The following is a 17,576-nucleotide window of genomic DNA, read 5'->3' as shown; positions in this document are numbered from 1 at the left end:
TTTCAAAGAACTACTTAGTCGCTCATTTGCGACTTCCTTATGTTAACATCTTCGTTTTTCGATGTCAACTAAGTTTTTCAATTTCTTTTTTGTCGTTTTCTGCGTTTCCGCATCAGCGACGGTTATTAATATATCATGGTGAAAAATGAAATGCAACACCTTTTGTAAACTTTTTTCAAAACCACCCACATTTCTTTTTTAATATCATATACTTAAACGAAATATCTCTTTCATGTATAAATAATTCCTACATATATTCTATATAAAGTCACTCTATCAAAAAGCGTTTCTTTCTATAATAAACGTTTTATTCATATACCGTATCATACAAGGAGGAATATATATGGACTATGCCGATTTATTAATCAAACTAGGTCTCTCGGCTATTTTAGGGTTCGCTATCGGTTTAGAGCGCGAATTAAAACGGAAACCACTTGGTTTAAAAACTTGTTTAGTTATTTCTATTATTAGTTGCCTCCTGACGATTGTTTCTATTAAAGCGGCTTACAATTTGCCACATACCGATCATATGAATATGGATCCACTTCGACTTGCCGCTCAAATTGTATCAGGAATCGGTTTTTTAGGTGCCGGTGTTATTTTACGAAGAGGAAACGATAGCATTGCAGGACTAACGACTGCTGCTATGATTTGGGGTGCTTCTGGTATTGGTATTGCTGTTGGGGCTGGATTCTATATCGAAGCGATTTTCGGAATGTGTTTCCTTATGATTAGCGTCGAACTTATACCATTAACAATGAAATTTGTAGGACCGAGATCATTTCGTCAACGTGATATCGCAGTAAAACTTGTTGTGCGAAATATGGACAATATCCCAATTGTAATTGAAGAAATAAAAGAAATGGATATAAAAGTTAAGAATATGAAGCTCAAAACATTGGAGAATGGCTCTCACTATTTACATTTGAAATTATCTATCGATCAAAAAAGGCATACTGCTGATGTTTACTACGCCCTCCAGCATCTTGAAAGTGTCCAACAAACTGAATTAGAAAGTATGTAATGTAAAACAAACTCTCTTTTAAATTAGAGAGTTTTTCTTTTTTCTATAATGGTAACAATGAATGTAGTCCTGCAAAGTAAGGAGGAATAAAAGTTTGAAATCCCGTCCAAATTTAGTAGATACATTTCGTGATTCCATTATTTTTCGTTTAGTTTGCTTTATTGTTGTACTTACTGCTTCTTCTGGCTTCCTTATACATAGATTAGAGCCATCGCACTTCACCACATGGTTTGATGGAGTTTGGTGGTCAATCGTTACCATTTTCACCGTTGGCTATGGTGACTTTGCCCCGCATACACTAATAGGCAAACTTATCGGTATGGGGATTATTTTATTTGGAACCGGTTTTTGTTCTTATTATATGGTTCTGTTCGCCACTGATATGATTAATAAGCAATATATGAAAATTAAAGGAGAAGAAGCCGCTACCTCTAACGGTCATATGATTATCGTCGGCTGGAACGAACGGGCAAAACATGTTGTAAAACAAATGCACATCTTACAACCGAACCTTGATATCGTTTTAATTGATGAAACACTTTCTTTACTTCCAAAACCATTTCATCATTTAGAATTTATAAAGGGTTGCCCGCATCACGATCAAACTTTATTAAAAGCTAATATTACAACTGCTCACACTATATTAATAACAGCTGATAAAGAAAAAAATGAAAGCTTAGCAGATACACAGTCCATTTTAAATATTTTAACTGCAAAAGGTCTCAACCCAAACATTCACTGCATCGCTGAACTTCTTACTTCTGAACAAATACAAAATGCAACGAGAGCTGGTGTATCAGAAATTATAGAAGGAAATAAATTAACGAGCTACGTATTTACCGCTTCTCTTTTATTCCCTTCCATTTCAGGCGTACTATTCTCACTTTACGATGAAATCTCTGATAACAAATTACAACTGATGGAGCTTTATCCTTCCTGCACTGGACAAACTTTTGCAAATTGCAGCTATACTCTTTTAAAGCAAAACATTCTCTTACTAGGTATAAAACGCGACGAACAATATATGATTAATCCAGTCCATTCCTTTATTCTCATTGAAAGCGACATACTCATTGTTATTCACCATTAAGAAAATGTTTTTCTAGTTCCTGCATGAGCACTTTCCCAATATTGATATATTTTCTTTTCACATCTCCATCTGGATCTTTCGGCTCAGCAAATTGATCCATTCCACTCGTTCCAGCCGTTAAAGTATTTACGTGATCATCTAGTTCGTCTTGATATACGTGCGAAAGAATATAAGGCGTTCCAAGACGGACTATTACACCAGGTACATCTAGCTCTCCATCTACTGCTGTAAATGGCACTCGCAGAAATTGATAGCCATCTTCTTCATCAATTTTATAATCAAAGCATCCTTTATTGTAATCCCAATTGCCACCAATGCTATATCCAAGTGGCTTCATTATCTCTTCTAACTTATATAACGCATATGTACGTCCTTCTAAATTTGATTGAATCGGTATCAAGCCCATCCCTCCTAGACTTTTTCTTTAGCATACCCACTCTAGTTTGAATATATTGATGGACTTTTCGATAAAATAATAAAAAGCGACCGGAATCCGGTCGCTTTTTATTATTTTAAACGCTCTTCTAATTCTGCTTTTAATTCTTCAAATCCTGGTTTACCAAGTAATGCAAACATGTTTTTCTTGTATGCTTCTACTCCTGGTTGATCAAATGGATTTACGCCTAATAAGTAGCCGCTCATCGCACATGCTTTTTCGAAGAAGTATACAAGGTAACCGAATGTGTACTCATTTAATTCAGGGATATTTACGATTAAGTTTGGTACGCCACCATCGCTATGTGCAAGTAATGTACCTTCGTATGCTTTCGTGTTTACGAAGTCTACAGTTTCACCAGCAAGGTAGTTTAATCCATCTAAATCGTTTTCTTCTGATTCGATTGTTAGTTCATGTGTAGATTTACCTACTTTCAGAACTGTTTCGAATAAGTCACGACGACCTTCTTGAACGTATTGACCTAATGAATGTAAGTCAGTTGAGAAGTTTGCTGAAGATGGGAAAATACCTTTTTGATCTTTCCCTTCACTTTCACCAAATAACTGTTTCCACCATTCAGAGAAGTATTGAAGTGCTGGCTCATAGTTAACAAGCATTTCAATGGTTTTTCCTTTATTGTATAAAGCGTTACGAACTACTGCATATTGGTAAGCTGGGTTTTCTTCTAGTTCTGATGCACCGAAGTCATCATGACCAGCAGCTGCACCTTTCATCATCTCTTCAATATTTAAGCCACTTACTGCGATTGGTAATAAACCAACTGGCGTTAATACAGAGAAACGTCCTCCAACATCATCTGGAATAACGAATGTTTCGTAACCTTCGTTATCAGCTAATGTTTTTAATGCACCACGTGCTTTATCCGTCGTTGCATAAATACGTTTGCGAGCTTCTTCTTTTCCATACTTTTCTTCTAATAACTTACGGAAAATACGGAATGCTAGTGCCGGCTCTGTTGTTGTACCTGATTTGGAAATAACGTTAATAGAGAAGTCTTTACCTTCTAATACGTCCATTAAATCTTTCATGTAAGTGGAGCTAATGTTTTGTCCAACAAATAGCACTTGTGGAGTTTTACGTTGTTCTTTAGAAAGTGTGTTGTAGAAAGAATGATTTAACATTTCGATTGCTGCACGTGCTCCTAGGTAAGAACCACCGATACCTACAACAAGTAAAATGTCAGAGTCATTTTTAATTTTTTCTGCGCATTTTTGAATGCGAGCAAATTCTTCTTTGTCATATTGAAGCGGAAGGTCTACCCACCCAAGGAAATCGTTCCCAGCTCCAGTTTTTTCGTGGATTGCATGATGTGTTACTTTCACTGCATCACGTAAATAAGTGATTTCATGTTCACCGATGAAGGATAACGCTTTAGAATAGTCGAACGTTACATGTGTACTCATCTTTTTCCCTCCAATAATGTATATGTATTTCTGTATTCACTTTAGCGAAACTGAAGTTGTAAATCAAGCGATTCAACAATTGTAAACGCAACCAAAATATATTTTTTAGAAAAAGTTCATTTTTTGCATAAAAATTCGCATTTTTCGGTATAGATGTATATACATCCTTTTTCTTATATTTTTTATGTATAAAAACAACATAACTACGCCATTCTATAAAGGAGTTAATTAACTCATCGCTTGCTCATGCTTCACAATTAAGGGGGGCTTTTTCATGAGTACTCTGCAACGTATCGCATTAGTCTTTACTGTAATTGGTGCTGTTAACTGGGGACTGATCGGGTTCTTCCAGTTTGACTTAGTGGCTGCCATTTTCGGTGGACAAAACTCAGCTCTCGCACGCATTATTTACGGTATCGTCGGTATTTCTGGGCTTATCAATCTTGGTTTACTCTTTAAACCATCAGAAAATCTTGGCACTCACCCAGAAACGAACGAAATTCGCTAGTCAGTATGTCTTTATTTCACCTCCGACATACGAATATGATTGCATGCAATCATATTTGCAAATATATATCATAAGACAAAGTAAAAGAGGAACGCTCATATGCGCTCCTCTTTTACTTTGTTAACTCGGACTCTTCAATCCATTCTGTTAGCTTTTTTCGCAGCGTATTAAATCCGTTCTCAGATGGATTCGGTATAAGAATCCGTCCTTGTTTTCTTTTCGCCGCTTTTAACGATAAACTCATTTTTCTGTGTTCTTCATCAATTGAAAGTACTTTTACTTCTACTGTATCGCCGACTTTTAAAAAGTCATGAATATCCTTTACATATCCATTTGTAATTTCAGATATATGCACAAGCCCTTGTGTTTCTGCATCTAACGCTACAAATGCACCGTAATCTTGAATCCCAGTCACTTTCCCTGTTACAACCACTCCAGTTGTATATTGTTCTGACATATGAAACACTCCCATACGTTTACCATTTTCTCTACAATTGTAGATAGCAAAGCAGATGATTTATTGTTAAATATCCGATTAGTTAGTACGTACCCTAACTAAAGCTACTCAGGATACGCATACCTTATATTAGTAAATTATACCACTATGACAGAACTCATTCAAAATTAACGAAAAATTTCCTAGAGTACGTATAATTCTCCAATATTGGGATAGAATACTAACACATGGCTTTCTAGTATTCCCCCCCTTTTATGGACAAAACGTATTCTGTTTTGTCCTTTTTTTATTTTCTATAAACCGTTCCATTCTCTTCATTGCTTCCATAAGTTGTTCAAGCGATGTTGCATACGAGCAACGAATAAATCCTTCACCACTTTCGCCAAATACACTTCCAGGTACAACAGCCACCTTTTCTTCTAATAATAACTGTTCTGCAAATTCTGCCGAAGATAGTCCAGTTGAAGAAATAGAAGGAAAGACATAAAATGCTCCGCCTGGCACATGACACGTTAAACCCATTTCATTAAACGATGTCGTCATAAAATTACGTCGTTTCTTATAACTGTCTCTCATCCGAATTACTTCATCATTCCCCGCGCGTAACGCTTCAAGTGCTGCGAACTGAGACATTGTCGGTGCACACATCATGGAATATTGATGAATTTTGAGCATTAATTCCGAAAATTGAACAGGAGCTGCAATCATACCGAGGCGCCACCCTGTCATTGCAAACCCTTTTGAAAATCCTGAAATTAAAATTGTATGCTCACGCATATTTTTAATACTCGCGAAACTTGTATATACTTCGTCGTATACAAGCTCTGCATAAATTTCATCAGATAATACGATTAAATTGTACTTCTCAACAATGACTGCTATTTCTTCAAGCTCGGATTTATTTAACATTGCACCTGTTGGGTTATTTGGTGAACAAAGCAAAATTGCCTTTGTTTTCGCTGTAATAGCTGCTTCAATTTGTTCTGGTTGTACTTTAAACTCGTTTTCTAAAGTCGTTGCCACAGGAACCGGAACTCCTCCAGCTAATGTCACAAGCGGTGCATAAGAAACGAAACTTGGTTCAATAATGAGTACTTCATCATCAGGATTTATAATGGCGCGCATCGCTACATCTAACGCCTGACTCGCTCCAACTGTAACAATGATTTCATCGTTTGGATCATAAGATACTGCAAATTGTTTTTTTAGATACTTTGCTATTTCTTGACGGAGTTCCAATAATCCTGCATTTGCTGTATACGACGTATATCCTTGTTCTAAAGAACGGATGCATGCTTGCCTTACATTCCAAGGTGTAACAAAGTCAGGCTCTCCTACTCCAAGAGAAATAACACCTTTCATATTTGCTGCTAAATCGAAAAACTTTCGAATACCAGATGGTTGTAAAGATTCTGCCGTTCTAGATAGTTCAAATTGCTTCATGGTGTCACCACAATGCGCTTATCATCATCGTTTTTTTCATAAATAATTCCCTCATGTTTATACTTTTTCAAAATGAAATGCGTTGTTGTAGAAACGACAGATTCAATTGTTGCTAATTTCTCAGAAACAAACATCGCTACTTCTCCCATTGTCTTTCCTTCTAATGTAATAGAAAGATCATATGTCCCTGACATTAAATACACAGATTTCACTTCTGAATAACGATAAATTTGTTCAGCAACCGCATCAAACCCAACGCCGCGCTTTGGCGTAACTTTCACATCGATCATCGCCGTTAAACCTGTATGTTCTTTCACCTTCGTCCAATCGATATGTGTTACATAATCCACAATAATCTTTTCCGCTTCTAATTTTTCAACCATCTTCTTTACTTCTTCTACTTCTATATTTAACAGCTTCGCTAATGTATCTACAGATAATCGACTACTTTTTTCAAGACAAGCTAATAATTCTAATTCCTTTTCTGTCACCATATAAATCATCCTTCCTTTTCGTTTGTGTCTAAATTATACAAATACCCTTTCCAGTTTGAAAAGAAGATTTTTTTAGTGAATTATGTCAAAATAAAGTGAAACTTTAATTCATGGAAAGGTTCACCCCATGGATTATTAGTTGAACCAATCGGGCTTTTACGAGCAGTTGATCTCCCACCTCACTTCTTTGCCTCAACCGTCTTTTTAGGTGGGAGTCTTACTGCTCGTTAAAGCGGGGTAAAGTGAAACTTTAATCAGCGGAAAAATGCGTGATAAAGCGAAAGGGGATGGAACCGTGAAACCAAAAATTTATATTGCTGAACCAGTTCCAACATTTGTAGAAAACTATTTATTAGAACACTGTGATTATGAAAAATGGGAGCAAAATGAGAAGGTACCTCGTGATGTCCTATTGGAGAAAATACAAGATAAAGATGGATTATTAAATTTCGGATCTGCTATTAATGAAGAATTATTAGATGTGGCTCCTAACTTAAAAGTAGTAAGCAACATTTCTGTTGGTTACGATAATTTTGATTTACAAGCGATGGAAAAGCGCAATGTAATCGGAACGAATACACCATATGTATTAGATGATACAGTAGCGGACCTTGTTTTCGCTCTTATGTTATCTGCTGGTCGACGCGTTTGCGAACTCGACTCCTACGTGAAAAATGGTGAATGGAACGCCGAAATTGGAAAAGAGCACTTCGGGCTGGATGTACACCATAGTACAATCGGTATTATCGGAATGGGGCGAATTGGAGAAGCCGTTGCAAAACGAGCGAAATTCGGATTTGATATGAATGTTCTTTATTATAACCGTCGCCGTAAAGAAGAAGCAGAGCAACAATTCGATGCTACATATTGTGATTTACAGACGCTACTCAAACAGTCTGACTTTATTGTCCTTCTTACTCCATTAATAGATGAAACGTATCATCTTATCGGAGAAAAAGAATTTTCATTAATGAAAGAAACAGCAATCTTTATTAATGCTTCTCGCGGGAAAACAGTAGATGAAGAAGCGTTAATCCATGCGTTAACCGAAAAGAAAATCTTTGCAGCAGGCATTGATACGTTTACACAAGAGCCGATTCAAAAAGATAATCCGCTCCTATCATTACAAAATGTTGTGACTTTACCACACATCGGATCTGCAACATTAAAAACTAGGCAGCAAATGGCTATGACAGCCGCTGAAAATTTAGTTGCAGGGTTACAAGGAAAAACACCGTCTAATATTGTTCGCAGGTAATAATAAATAAGCGAAAGGCAAGATGACATCGTCATCTTGCCTTTTTTTGTTAACATATTTTTTTCTTCCTTGGAAATGATATGAACAAAAATCAATGGAGTGACAAAAAATGAATCACGAATATACTTGTCCTTATTTCACTTTTTCCACTCGCGGCACTACTATTCATTACGAATTGTATGAACATGACAACAAAACGGAACGTCCTACTTTCGTACTCGTTCACGGCTTTTTATCTTCCTCATTCAGTTACCGCCGCCTCATTCCTTTATTATCGAAAGCAGGAACAGTACTAGCTCTTGATTTGCCACCGTTCGGAAAAAGTGATAAGTCTCATCTGTTTAAGTATTCTTATCACAATTTAGCAACGGTTATTATCGATTTAATTGAACATTTATCTCTCTCAAATATTGTGTTAGTTGGGCATTCTATGGGTGGACAAATTTCTCTCTATGTAAACCGTATACGCCCTGAATTAATCTCAAAGACAATTTTACTATGCAGCTCTAGCTATTTAGCACGCGCAACCTTACCTTTACTGTACTCTTCTTATTTACCGTTCTTTCATTTATACGTAAAGAACTGGATTATACGGCGCGGGATTGTTCATAACTTAATGAATGTCGTTCATGATCACTCATTAATTGACGATGAAATGAAGGAAGGTTACTCCGCTCCTTTTTATGACAACCGTATATTCCCTGCTTTAACTCGTATGATAAGAGACCGTGAAGGTGATTTATCTTCAACTGAATTACAAAAAATAGAAACACCTACACTACTCATTTGGGGTGAAAAAGATCGTGTCGTCCCTGTAGATGTAGGTCATCGGCTACACAAAGATTTACCAAATTCGAAATTTATTTCTTACGAAAACACAGGACATTTACTACCTGAAGAAAAGCCTGAACATGTTTATGAAGAAATCATTGCGTTTTCCGCGCAATAATGCAAAAGGCTGTCGGAAATTCCGACAGCCTACAATGAACAACTTCCGCCTTCTTTTATTACAAGTAATTCCACAGCTAACTTCTCACATTTTTCAAGCGCAGGTACTTCCTCAAAAGACATAAAGTATATATGTTGAATCTTTTTTGCGATGTATTTTGAATCGTCGAACACACTTACGACGTTCACAACATCGCTCGCTTCTGTTTCATAAAACTCCGGTCCCATTTGAAACGGATCCCAATTCTTCACAACCTCTATCATCTTTTCATATGTACCCATTCGCTTCCCGCCTTTTCACTTTTTAATGCTTTTCTTTATCCTATCACATCAGCTATTCTATAAGAAGAGAGAGAACTTTCATAACTTAACGGTTTTACAGAAGAAGGGGGCAAACTTATGCAACTATTTCATAAAACAGTCAATCGACGTGGAACTCATAGTACAAAATGGGATACGTATAAAAACGAAGAACTTATCCACGCTTGGATAGCTGATATGGATTTTGAAGTACCACAACCAATTCAAACTGCTTTAAAGAAACGTATCGAGCATCCTATTTTCGGCTATACACTTCCTCCCGAAAATATTGGAGATACTATTTGTAACTGGACAAAAAAACAGTACAACTGGGATATTCAAAAAGATTGGATTGTCTTTAGCGCAGGGATCGTTCCAGCTCTTAGTACGAGCATACAGGCCTTCACAAAGGAAAATGAATCCGTTCTCGTACAACCACCTATTTATCCCCCATTTTTCGAAATGGTCACAACAAACAATAGACAATTATGCGTGAGTCCATTACAGAAACAAAATGATACATATGCGATAGACTTCGAGCATTTAGAAAAGCAATTTCAACAAGGCGTCAAACTCATGCTTCTTTGTAGTCCTCACAATCCAATCGGGCGTGTTTGGTCAAAAGATGAACTCACACAACTTGGCGCATTGTGTACAACATATAATGTAATCGTTGTCGCAGATGAAATTCATGCCGATATTATTTACGGAGATCGTACTCATACACCATTTGCTTCTTTATCTGAAGAATTAGCAGCACGCACGATTACTTGTATGGCTCCGAGTAAAACATTTAATATCGCCGGATTACAAGCATCGATTATTATCATTCCAAACGAAAAACTCCGTCAAACCTTTACATCTATCCAATATAGACAAGGTTTCCACGGATTAAATACATTTGCCTATACAGCGATGCAAAGTGCCTATACAGAATGTAATGATTGGCTAAATGAAATTCGATTATATATAGAAGATAACGCTCAATTCGCTTGTGAATATATTAAAAATCACATACCCGCTCTTTCTGTAACAAAACCAGAAGGTAGCTTTTTATTATGGATTGATTGCTCTCGCCTACAGCTTTCTCAAAACGAACGCACCACATCGCTTGAAGAAAAAGGGAAAATCATCGTTGAACCTGGTGAGAAATACGGATTAGGCGGAGAAGAACATATTCGAATTAACATCGGCTGTCCAAGATCTGTTTTAGAAGAAATCTTAAATAGGTTGCGCCATACGTTTTCAGAATAAGAAAGGAGGCGACCTCCAATCGTTTTGGGACAACCTCCTTTATCAATATCTTTTCAATTACGTTTCACAAAAAAAGCTACCATGCACGGTAGCTTTTACTTTTTCTTCATATCCGATGCTTTTTTTACAATGACACCACAAGCAATTCGATCACCTGATTTACCTGTTGGTTGTGTCATACCATCATCAGCGTTTTCTGTAATAATAATAGACGCTCCATCTTTTCTATGAATCGTTGTTTTTCCTTCTTCAAGCGTTATGTGCGGCGCATCGATTTCTGCCTTGATCTTTCCAGAACCGTCTGCAATTACGTTCGGTAAATCACCGTTTTCTGCACCCTTCGGATTAAGAAGTCCATGTTTTTTATTATCAGGATTAAAATGATTGCCAGATGATTCAAAACGTGGTGCTTTACACTCACCAATTTCGTGTACATGTATGCCGTGCGGGCCTGGTGCAAAACCTTCCCCTTTAATCGTAATTTTCACTCCGCTTGTTTGTTGCTTTACTTTCGCAGTCCCCACTTCATCGCCTGAAGCATTATGTAATTTCACGTCAATTTCTTTCGGCTTTCCTTGGTCACAACCTGCCATCAGAAATAATAAACAACAACTGAAAAAAAGCCGTTTTTTCATTCTATTCCCTCCAAAATATATTCTGCCCTTAGATTGTCCGAGCATAGAGGGAAACATACAAAAATGAGTTACTGTTTCTTTTCCGCTAAAAGTTTTTCTTCAACTTTCTGTAATCGCTCCGCTTCGCGTTTTGATACACGAATGAACATACGCCACGTAGCAACGGCACCAATGATAAATAGAACGCAAACAATCCCTGGAATAATATATTCTGTTTTATCTTCCGGAAAATATAAAGGCATCATACGGAACACTCCTTATTATAGGATTTAAAAAACATCAGAATTTTCTGTTATATAATATAAAATTATAGTGGAACCTATCCATATTCTCAAGGGGGCATTCCGAAAGCGAATGATTTCTTTGACTCCTTCGCATACTTTCCTTACTATAAACTTGAGGTGAAAAATATGAGAGAAACATTTGAAATTGGTGAAATCGTTACTGGTATTTATAAAACTGGCAAATACATCGGCGAAGTTACAAATAGCCGTCCTGGCAGTTACGTCGTAAAAGTGTTAGCTGTTTTAAAACATCCGGTGCAAGGTGACTTACATAACGTAAAACAAGCTGACGTACCATTTTTCCATGAAAGACGTGCTTTAGCTTTCCGTGAACAGACGAACATTCCAGAGCAAATGGTGAAGAAATATGAAGGAGAAATTCCAGAGTATACAGAGTCACTCAAATTAGCATTAGAAACTCAAATGAATTCATTTTCTGAAGATGATTCACCTTTTGCGGTTCGTAGTCTAGAAACATTAGAGCAGTTAAAAAAAGACTACAAACTTTAAAAAAACAAAACGACCAAATTACATACTGTGCAATTTGGTCGTTACTGTGTACTCACTTTCTTTAACACTTTTGAAAAATCAACGAGTTCTCCCAATGTTGGAGGTGCTGGTTTCACTAAATACTCTTTATCTTTTTCTACTAATTTAAAAATATTATACGTCGTCATCGCATCATCTAGCGCACAATGATGCTTACCCGTCCCTGCTTTTCCATATGCCTCAATTGCTTTCCACAATCCTGTTTGATTTCTCTCCCCAAAAAACTTCTTATACTCAAGTGATAAATCACGACACTGTCCTAAGAACGGAAAGTCTACTCTCGCCATTTCACAATTATGCTTCAACACTTTCATATCCATATTTCCCCACGTAACAATGGTTGGTTTACATCTCCTTTCATATTCTGCAAGTTTTTCAACGAGTTCTGGAAACGAAATTCCTTTATCTACGACTTCTTGTTTAATTCCTAAAAATTTCTTACATCGATCCGTTAAAGAAGGAAAAGTTTTCGGCCTAACATGAGCTGAATACGTGTCTTCTACCTTACAGCCAACAACCGAAACGAGTCCTACCTCAATAATTTCCGGGAAAAATCCTTTTGGTTTTTTTCTGTGCTGGGGCATCGTAAACTCAAAATCCAAAAATAAAAATCGTTGTTCATCCATACGATCCCTTCCTTATCATTTTTGTCATTCCTTTCTATTTGACACTCCTACACGAACAAGCTCGAATGCTAATTCCATTTTAAATATTCAGATTGGATGTATCTTATATATATGTCAAATGCCCACAAATATTTTAAAAAATAAGAAAAAATGACCGATGCAGAAAATATGACAAAATACCCCCTCTCATTTACATCCTCCATTTTTCTACTTTATAATGACTTTATGTGTGTTTCTTTGGGAACATTTTTGACACACTAAGAAAAGTGAATGAAAGGAGATGAGAGTTTTGCACGAAACAACGCAAGAGCTCGCAAACTGGCAGTATTATTTTGCTATCGCAGTCTTTTTAATTACATATGCCATTATTATTTCAGAAAAAATTAATCGCGCTGTCATCGCACTTCTTGGTGCAGCACTCATGGTAATTATGGGGGTCGTTGATTTACACAACGCCTTTACGAAACATATTGAATGGGGGACGATTACGCTACTCATCGGTATGATGATTCTGGTGAACATTACGAGTAAATCGGGTGTCTTCCAATACGTTGCCATTAAAGCAGCAAAAGGGGCGCAAGGAAATCCAATTAAAATTTTAATTTCACTTTCCTTACTTACTGCGCTTGGTTCCGCATTTTTAGATAACGTTACAACTGTACTTCTTGTTGTTCCAGTTACTTTATCTATTACGCGCATACTGCAAGTAAATCCTGTTCCTTATTTACTTTCTGAAATTATTTTTTCAAACATTGGAGGAACAGCAACATTAATTGGTGATCCGCCAAATATTATGATTGGTTCTGCAAATAAGCATTTAGATTTCAATGCTTTCTTATTCAACTTAGCACCTATCGTAATCATTATTATTGCTGTTACAGCGACAATACTTTACTTCATGTACCGTAAACAATTAATTGCTGATCCTGTACAAATTAAAAAATTAATGAGTTTAGATGAAAAACAATACATTAAAGATCCAGTATTAATGAAAAAATCTTTAACAGTACTTGGACTTACAATCGTAGGTTTCATGACTCATTCGATCTTCCATGTTGATGCAGCTATCATCGCTTTAACTGGTGCTACTGTACTTATGCTAATCGGTGTAAAAGAACATGAAATTGAAGAGGTATTCGCAAGTGTAGAGTGGGTAACAATCTTCTTCTTCGCAGGACTATTCGTACTTGTTGGAGGACTTATTGATATCGGCCTTATCAAAATGTTAGCTCAAAAAGTAATTGGAATAACAGGCGGAGATGTTTCTTACGCATCTATCCTGATTTTATGGGTATCTGGTATCGCCTCTGCAACAATTGATAACATTCCATTCGTTGCAACAATGATCCCACTTATTAACGATATGGCAGTTGGGCTAGGTTTATCACCTTCTGACGCACAAATCGACGTATTATGGTGGGCATTAGCATTAGGTGCTTGTCTAGGTGGAAACGGAACATTAATCGGAGCTTCTGCTAACGTAATTGTTGCAGGTATCGCAAGCCGTGAGGGTCATAAATTTAGCTACATGGAATTCCTTAAAGTCGGCTTCCCAATTATGATCGTTTCATTAATCATTTCTCATATTTATATTTATTTACGCTACCTTATGTAGTAAAAAAAGGGCTGTCCTATGTGGCAGCCCTTTTTTCTTGGTCAACGAAATATCGATTAACCAACAAAGAGCTGTTCCAAAATATCTTCGAAACAGCTCCCCGCATATATCTACTCGTTATACCTTACCGGCTCATTCCGAATAATGAACAAGTGAATCGGTAAGAAAACCGAAAATGTGATTGTATGAATAATCGTAAACAATATAGAATTCGTTCCGTATCTATCTAAAATTGCGTAGATAAGATAAATAGATAGCACAATCGATACAGCTGTTGCCAATAAATATAGAATTGGTACGAAGTTAAAAATGAAACATGCGACATATATGCCGAATACTTTCCATCCTGCTTCTTCTTTCAAGAAATCTGGTAATTTATCTTTCGCTAAATCCCCCCATATCTTACTATTTAAAAAAGGAATAAACGCAAGAGCACCATCCGTTGCACCATCATTTTTCGCCATCGTATACAGTGCAAAAGCCGTTAACAAATACGCAATAATTGCCCAAATCAATACAACAAGAATAAACGCAAAACTAAGAGCAAAGAAACCTGCTAGTACGCCTTGATCTTCCATCTTATCCTCTCCTCTCTACTTTCAACATATTTCATTACTTTACAAGTTATGTTTTAAAATTTATCCAAACTCTCTGTATAATGGTATGAGAAAGGTAATAAGAAAGGAGAACACACTTATGCATCCATTTGTACAAGCATTACAAGAGCATTTCATAGCTCATAAAAACCTTGAAAAAGCGGAACCGATGGCACGTTATATGAAAAATCACTTCCCATTTCTCGGAATTCAAACACCTGAAAGAAGACAATTATTGAAAGACGTCATCCAAATACATACTCTCCCAGATCAAAAAGATTTCCAAGTTATCGTATGTGAGCTTTGGGATTTACCAGAACGTGAATTTCAAGCGGCTGCACTCGATATTATGCAAAAATATAAAAAACATATAAACGAAACGCATATCCCGTTTTTAGAAGAACTCATTGTAACAAAATCTTGGTGGGATTCTGTCGATAGCATCGTTCCTACATTTTTAGGGAATATCTTTTTAAAACACCCAGAATTAATTTCCGCCTATATTCCAAAATGGATTGCATCAGATAACATATGGTTACAACGCGCCGCTATTTTATTCCAGCTAAAATATAAACAAAAAATGGATGAAGAACTTCTTTTCTGGATTATTGGACAACTACATTCTTCAAAAGAATTTTTCATTCAAAAAGCGATTGGCTGGGTCCTTCGCGAATATGCAAAAACAAAGCCCGATGTCGTTTGGGAATACGTGCAAAATAACGAGCTTGCCTCGCTTAGTAAACGTGAAGCAATTAAGCACATTAAACAAAATTACGGAATAAATAACGAAAAAATAGGCGAGACTCTATCATAGATAGACGCGTTCCTCTATTGAGATTTAAAAAAGAACGTGTTAGAATATGTTCATTATTATTAATATAAGTAGCGATGACGGACTTATAAGTACTTGCACAAAAGCGATTCAGGGATAGTGAAAGCCTGAAGCCGCAAGGAAACGGCAGTCCCGAGCAATACGTGATAAAGTGGATGCACCTGTTGTGTATCAACTAGGGTGGAACCGCGGGCAAACGCTCGTCCCTAGGCAATTAAGCCTTGGGATGAGCGTTTTTTTATGTTTTCAAAGCATATACCGCTCGTTTCACTAGTATCTGAGCACGTCATCGCCAATACGTTAACTTTCAAAAGGAGGATTTTATTATGTATTCAATGGAACAAGTTGTAAACTTAGCAAAACATCGCGGTTTTGTTTTCCCTGGTTCTGAAATTTACGGTGGTCTTGCAAACACTTGGGATTACGGTCCACTTGGAATCGAATTAAAAAATAACGTTAAAAAAGCTTGGTGGAAAAAATTCATTCAAGAATCTCCATACAACGTTGGTTTAGACGCAGCTATTTTAATGAACCCAAAAACTTGGATCGCTTCTGGTCACGTTGGTAACTTCAACGATCCAATGGTCGACTGTAAAAAATGTAAAGCGCGTCACCGTGCTGACAAATTAATTGAAGATGCATTAGATGCAAAAGGCATTGAAATGGTTGTTGATGGTCTTACTTTCGACCAAATGGCTGACTTAATGAAAGAACATGAAGTAAAATGTCCTGATTGTGGTAGTGAAGAGTTCACTGAAATCCGTCAGTTCAACTTAATGTTCAAAACATTCCAAGGTGTTACAGAGTCTAGCACGAACGAAATCTTCCTTCGTCCTGAAACAGCACAAGGTATTTTCGTAAACTTCAAAAACGTGCAACGCTCTATGCGTAAAAAACTTCCATTTGGTATCGGCCAAATCGGTAAGAGCTTCCGTAACGAAATCACACCTGGTAACTTCACATTCCGTACACGTGAATTCGAACAAATGGAACTTGAATTCTTCTGTAAGCCTGGTGAAGATTTAGAGTGGTTCGCATTCTGGCGTGAAACTTGTAAGAACTGGTTACTTTCACTTGGTATGACTGAAGAAAGCATGCGTCTTCGTGACCACGGTGAAGAGGAATTATCTCACTACAGTAACGCAACAACTGATATTGAATTCCGATTCCCATTCGGTTGGGGCGAACTATGGGGCGTAGCATCTCGTACAGACTTCGATTTAAAACGTCACATGGAACACTCTAATGAAGACTTTAACTATATCGATCCACAAACGAATGAGCGTTACGTACCGTACTGCATCGAGCCATCTTTAGGTGCTGACCGCGTAACATTAGCATTCTTATGTGATGCATATGAAGAAGAGCAATTAGAAAACGATTCTCGTACAGTTCTTCGTTTCCACCCTGCTTTAGCACCATACAAAGCAGCTATCTTACCATTATCTAAAAAGCTATCTGAAGGTGCTACTGAAGTATTCGCAGAACTAGCTAAAGACTTCATGGTAGACTTTGACGAAACTGGTTCTATCGGTAAACGTTACCGTCGTCAAGACGAAATCGGTACACCATTCTGTATCACTTACGACTTCGACTCAGTTGAAGACAAAGCTGTTACAGTACGTGACCGTGACACAATGGAACAAGTTCGTATGCCAATTAGCGAGCTAAAAGGTTTCTTAGAGAAGAAAATCCAGTTCTAATTATAAAAAAGAGGCGCTCTATTTGATATGATCCCCTTATAGTAGACAGGAAAAAGAAAGAACACTAACCTGTTTACTATGGAGGGGATTTTTTTATGGG

20 protein-coding genes are annotated in these 17,576 nt (G+C 37.0%); 10 read left to right on the top strand and 10 right to left on the bottom strand.

What is annotated here, in order from left to right:
- The first annotated feature begins 343 nt into the window (after window positions 1-343).
- Entirely contained in the window at window positions 344-1,024 is a 681-nt protein-coding gene (locus FS802_RS30285; RefSeq protein ID WP_000384161.1) for an MgtC/SapB family protein, read from the top strand.
- A gap of 94 nt (window positions 1,025-1,118) precedes the next feature.
- Window positions 1,119-2,114 (top strand): potassium channel family protein, encoded by a 996-nt coding sequence (locus tag FS802_RS30280; RefSeq protein WP_098708241.1) that lies wholly within the window; start codon window positions 1,119-1,121, stop codon window positions 2,112-2,114.
- Here FS802_RS30280 and FS802_RS30275 read toward each other — a convergent pair.
- Both FS802_RS30275 and FS802_RS30270 read right to left on the bottom strand, forming a co-directional pair.
- Window positions 2,101-2,514 (bottom strand): YugN-like family protein, encoded by a 414-nt coding sequence (locus FS802_RS30275; RefSeq protein WP_000612345.1) that lies wholly within the window; start codon window positions 2,512-2,514, stop codon window positions 2,101-2,103. The genes FS802_RS30280 and FS802_RS30275 overlap by 14 nt on opposite strands.
- A gap of 107 nt (window positions 2,515-2,621) precedes the next feature.
- Complete coding sequence (locus FS802_RS30270) at window positions 2,622-3,974, bottom strand: glucose-6-phosphate isomerase (protein ID WP_088080754.1); 1,353 nt, start codon at window positions 3,972-3,974, stop codon at window positions 2,622-2,624.
- 274 nt (window positions 3,975-4,248) lie between these two features.
- Here FS802_RS30270 and FS802_RS30260 point away from each other — a divergent pair, with 274 nt between their 5' ends.
- Complete coding sequence (locus FS802_RS30260) at window positions 4,249-4,482, top strand: DUF378 domain-containing protein (protein ID WP_000105788.1); 234 nt, start codon at window positions 4,249-4,251, stop codon at window positions 4,480-4,482.
- Window positions 4,483-4,594: 112 nt separating this feature from the next.
- Here FS802_RS30260 and yugI read toward each other — a convergent pair whose 3' ends face one another.
- The 3 genes from yugI to FS802_RS30245 form a co-directional block, all read right to left on the bottom strand.
- Window positions 4,595-4,939 carry a S1 domain-containing post-transcriptional regulator GSP13 gene (gene yugI, locus FS802_RS30255; protein WP_048561623.1) on the bottom strand — a complete coding sequence of 115 codons (345 nt, stop codon included), beginning with the start codon at window positions 4,937-4,939 and terminating at the stop codon, window positions 4,595-4,597.
- Window positions 4,940-5,191: 252 nt separating this feature from the next.
- Window positions 5,192-6,382, bottom strand: coding sequence for an aminotransferase (locus tag FS802_RS30250; RefSeq protein ID WP_144525687.1), 1,191 nt, complete (start codon window positions 6,380-6,382; stop codon window positions 5,192-5,194).
- Window positions 6,379-6,876 carry an Lrp/AsnC family transcriptional regulator gene (locus tag FS802_RS30245; RefSeq protein ID WP_000255701.1) on the bottom strand — a complete coding sequence of 166 codons (498 nt, stop codon included), beginning with the start codon at window positions 6,874-6,876 and terminating at the stop codon, window positions 6,379-6,381. The genes FS802_RS30250 and FS802_RS30245 overlap by 4 nt, the downstream gene beginning before the upstream one ends.
- Before the next feature lie 265 nt (window positions 6,877-7,141).
- Here FS802_RS30245 and FS802_RS30240 point away from each other — a divergent pair, with 265 nt between their 5' ends.
- Together FS802_RS30240 and FS802_RS30235 are read left to right on the top strand one after the other, a co-directional pair.
- Complete coding sequence (locus FS802_RS30240; protein ID WP_144525685.1) at window positions 7,142-8,134, top strand: 2-hydroxyacid dehydrogenase; 993 nt, start codon at window positions 7,142-7,144, stop codon at window positions 8,132-8,134.
- A 109-nt stretch (window positions 8,135-8,243) separates the two neighbouring features.
- Window positions 8,244-9,083 (top strand): alpha/beta fold hydrolase, encoded by an 840-nt coding sequence (locus FS802_RS30235; RefSeq protein WP_048561626.1) that lies wholly within the window; start codon window positions 8,244-8,246, stop codon window positions 9,081-9,083.
- 29 nt (window positions 9,084-9,112) lie between these two features.
- Here FS802_RS30235 and FS802_RS30230 read toward each other — a convergent pair whose 3' ends face one another.
- Window positions 9,113-9,364, bottom strand: coding sequence for a YugE family protein (locus FS802_RS30230; RefSeq protein ID WP_000537644.1), 252 nt, complete (start codon window positions 9,362-9,364; stop codon window positions 9,113-9,115).
- A 117-nt stretch (window positions 9,365-9,481) separates the two neighbouring features.
- Here FS802_RS30230 and FS802_RS30225 point away from each other — a divergent pair, with 117 nt between their 5' ends.
- Window positions 9,482-10,636: a MalY/PatB family protein gene (locus FS802_RS30225; RefSeq protein WP_001175862.1), complete on the top strand. Its 1,155-nt coding sequence runs from the start codon at window positions 9,482-9,484 to the stop codon at window positions 10,634-10,636.
- 95 nt (window positions 10,637-10,731) lie between these two features.
- Here FS802_RS30225 and sodC read toward each other — a convergent pair whose 3' ends face one another.
- Both sodC and FS802_RS31290 read right to left on the bottom strand, forming a co-directional pair.
- Window positions 10,732-11,271: a superoxide dismutase [Cu-Zn] gene (sodC, locus tag FS802_RS30220; RefSeq protein ID WP_064476316.1), complete on the bottom strand. Its 540-nt coding sequence runs from the start codon at window positions 11,269-11,271 to the stop codon at window positions 10,732-10,734.
- A 68-nt stretch (window positions 11,272-11,339) separates the two neighbouring features.
- A complete protein-coding gene (locus FS802_RS31290; RefSeq protein WP_000982763.1) occupies window positions 11,340-11,516 on the bottom strand; it encodes a hypothetical protein in 177 nt (58 codons plus the stop codon).
- 165 nt (window positions 11,517-11,681) lie between these two features.
- Here FS802_RS31290 and kapB point away from each other — a divergent pair, with 165 nt between their 5' ends.
- Window positions 11,682-12,065, top strand: coding sequence for a kinase-associated lipoprotein KapB (gene kapB / locus FS802_RS30215; RefSeq protein ID WP_001209345.1), 384 nt, complete (start codon window positions 11,682-11,684; stop codon window positions 12,063-12,065).
- A gap of 41 nt (window positions 12,066-12,106) precedes the next feature.
- Here kapB and kapD read toward each other — a convergent pair whose 3' ends face one another.
- Window positions 12,107-12,730 carry a 3'-5' exonuclease KapD gene (kapD, locus tag FS802_RS30210; protein ID WP_000344365.1) on the bottom strand — a complete coding sequence of 208 codons (624 nt, stop codon included), beginning with the start codon at window positions 12,728-12,730 and terminating at the stop codon, window positions 12,107-12,109.
- Between the two features lie 289 nt (window positions 12,731-13,019).
- Between kapD and FS802_RS30205 the strand changes: the two genes are divergently transcribed.
- The gene (locus tag FS802_RS30205) at window positions 13,020-14,345 is read left to right on the top strand and encodes an ArsB/NhaD family transporter (RefSeq protein ID WP_000545212.1); all 1,326 of its coding nucleotides are present in this window, start codon (window positions 13,020-13,022) and stop codon (window positions 14,343-14,345) included.
- Window positions 14,346-14,455: 110 nt separating this feature from the next.
- Here FS802_RS30205 and FS802_RS30200 read toward each other — a convergent pair whose 3' ends face one another.
- On the bottom strand, window positions 14,456-14,923 hold the full coding sequence (locus FS802_RS30200; RefSeq protein ID WP_000390066.1) for a hypothetical protein: 468 nt from the start codon (window positions 14,921-14,923) through the stop codon (window positions 14,456-14,458).
- A 118-nt stretch (window positions 14,924-15,041) separates the two neighbouring features.
- Between FS802_RS30200 and FS802_RS30195 the strand changes: the two genes are divergently transcribed.
- Complete coding sequence (locus FS802_RS30195; protein WP_000553333.1) at window positions 15,042-15,755, top strand: DNA alkylation repair protein; 714 nt, start codon at window positions 15,042-15,044, stop codon at window positions 15,753-15,755.
- Between the two features lie 344 nt (window positions 15,756-16,099).
- Window positions 16,100-17,476 (top strand): glycine--tRNA ligase, encoded by a 1,377-nt coding sequence (locus tag FS802_RS30190; protein ID WP_144525683.1) that lies wholly within the window; start codon window positions 16,100-16,102, stop codon window positions 17,474-17,476.
- The last annotated feature ends 100 nt before the right edge of the window (window positions 17,477-17,576 follow it).

The organism is Bacillus sp. DE0042, assembly GCF_007680225.1.
GTDB classification, from domain to species: Bacteria; Bacillota; Bacilli; order Bacillales; family Bacillaceae_G; genus Bacillus_A; species Bacillus_A wiedmannii.
Note: the sequence above shows the minus strand (reverse complement) of the source record. Positions and strands in the feature narration are given on the sequence as shown.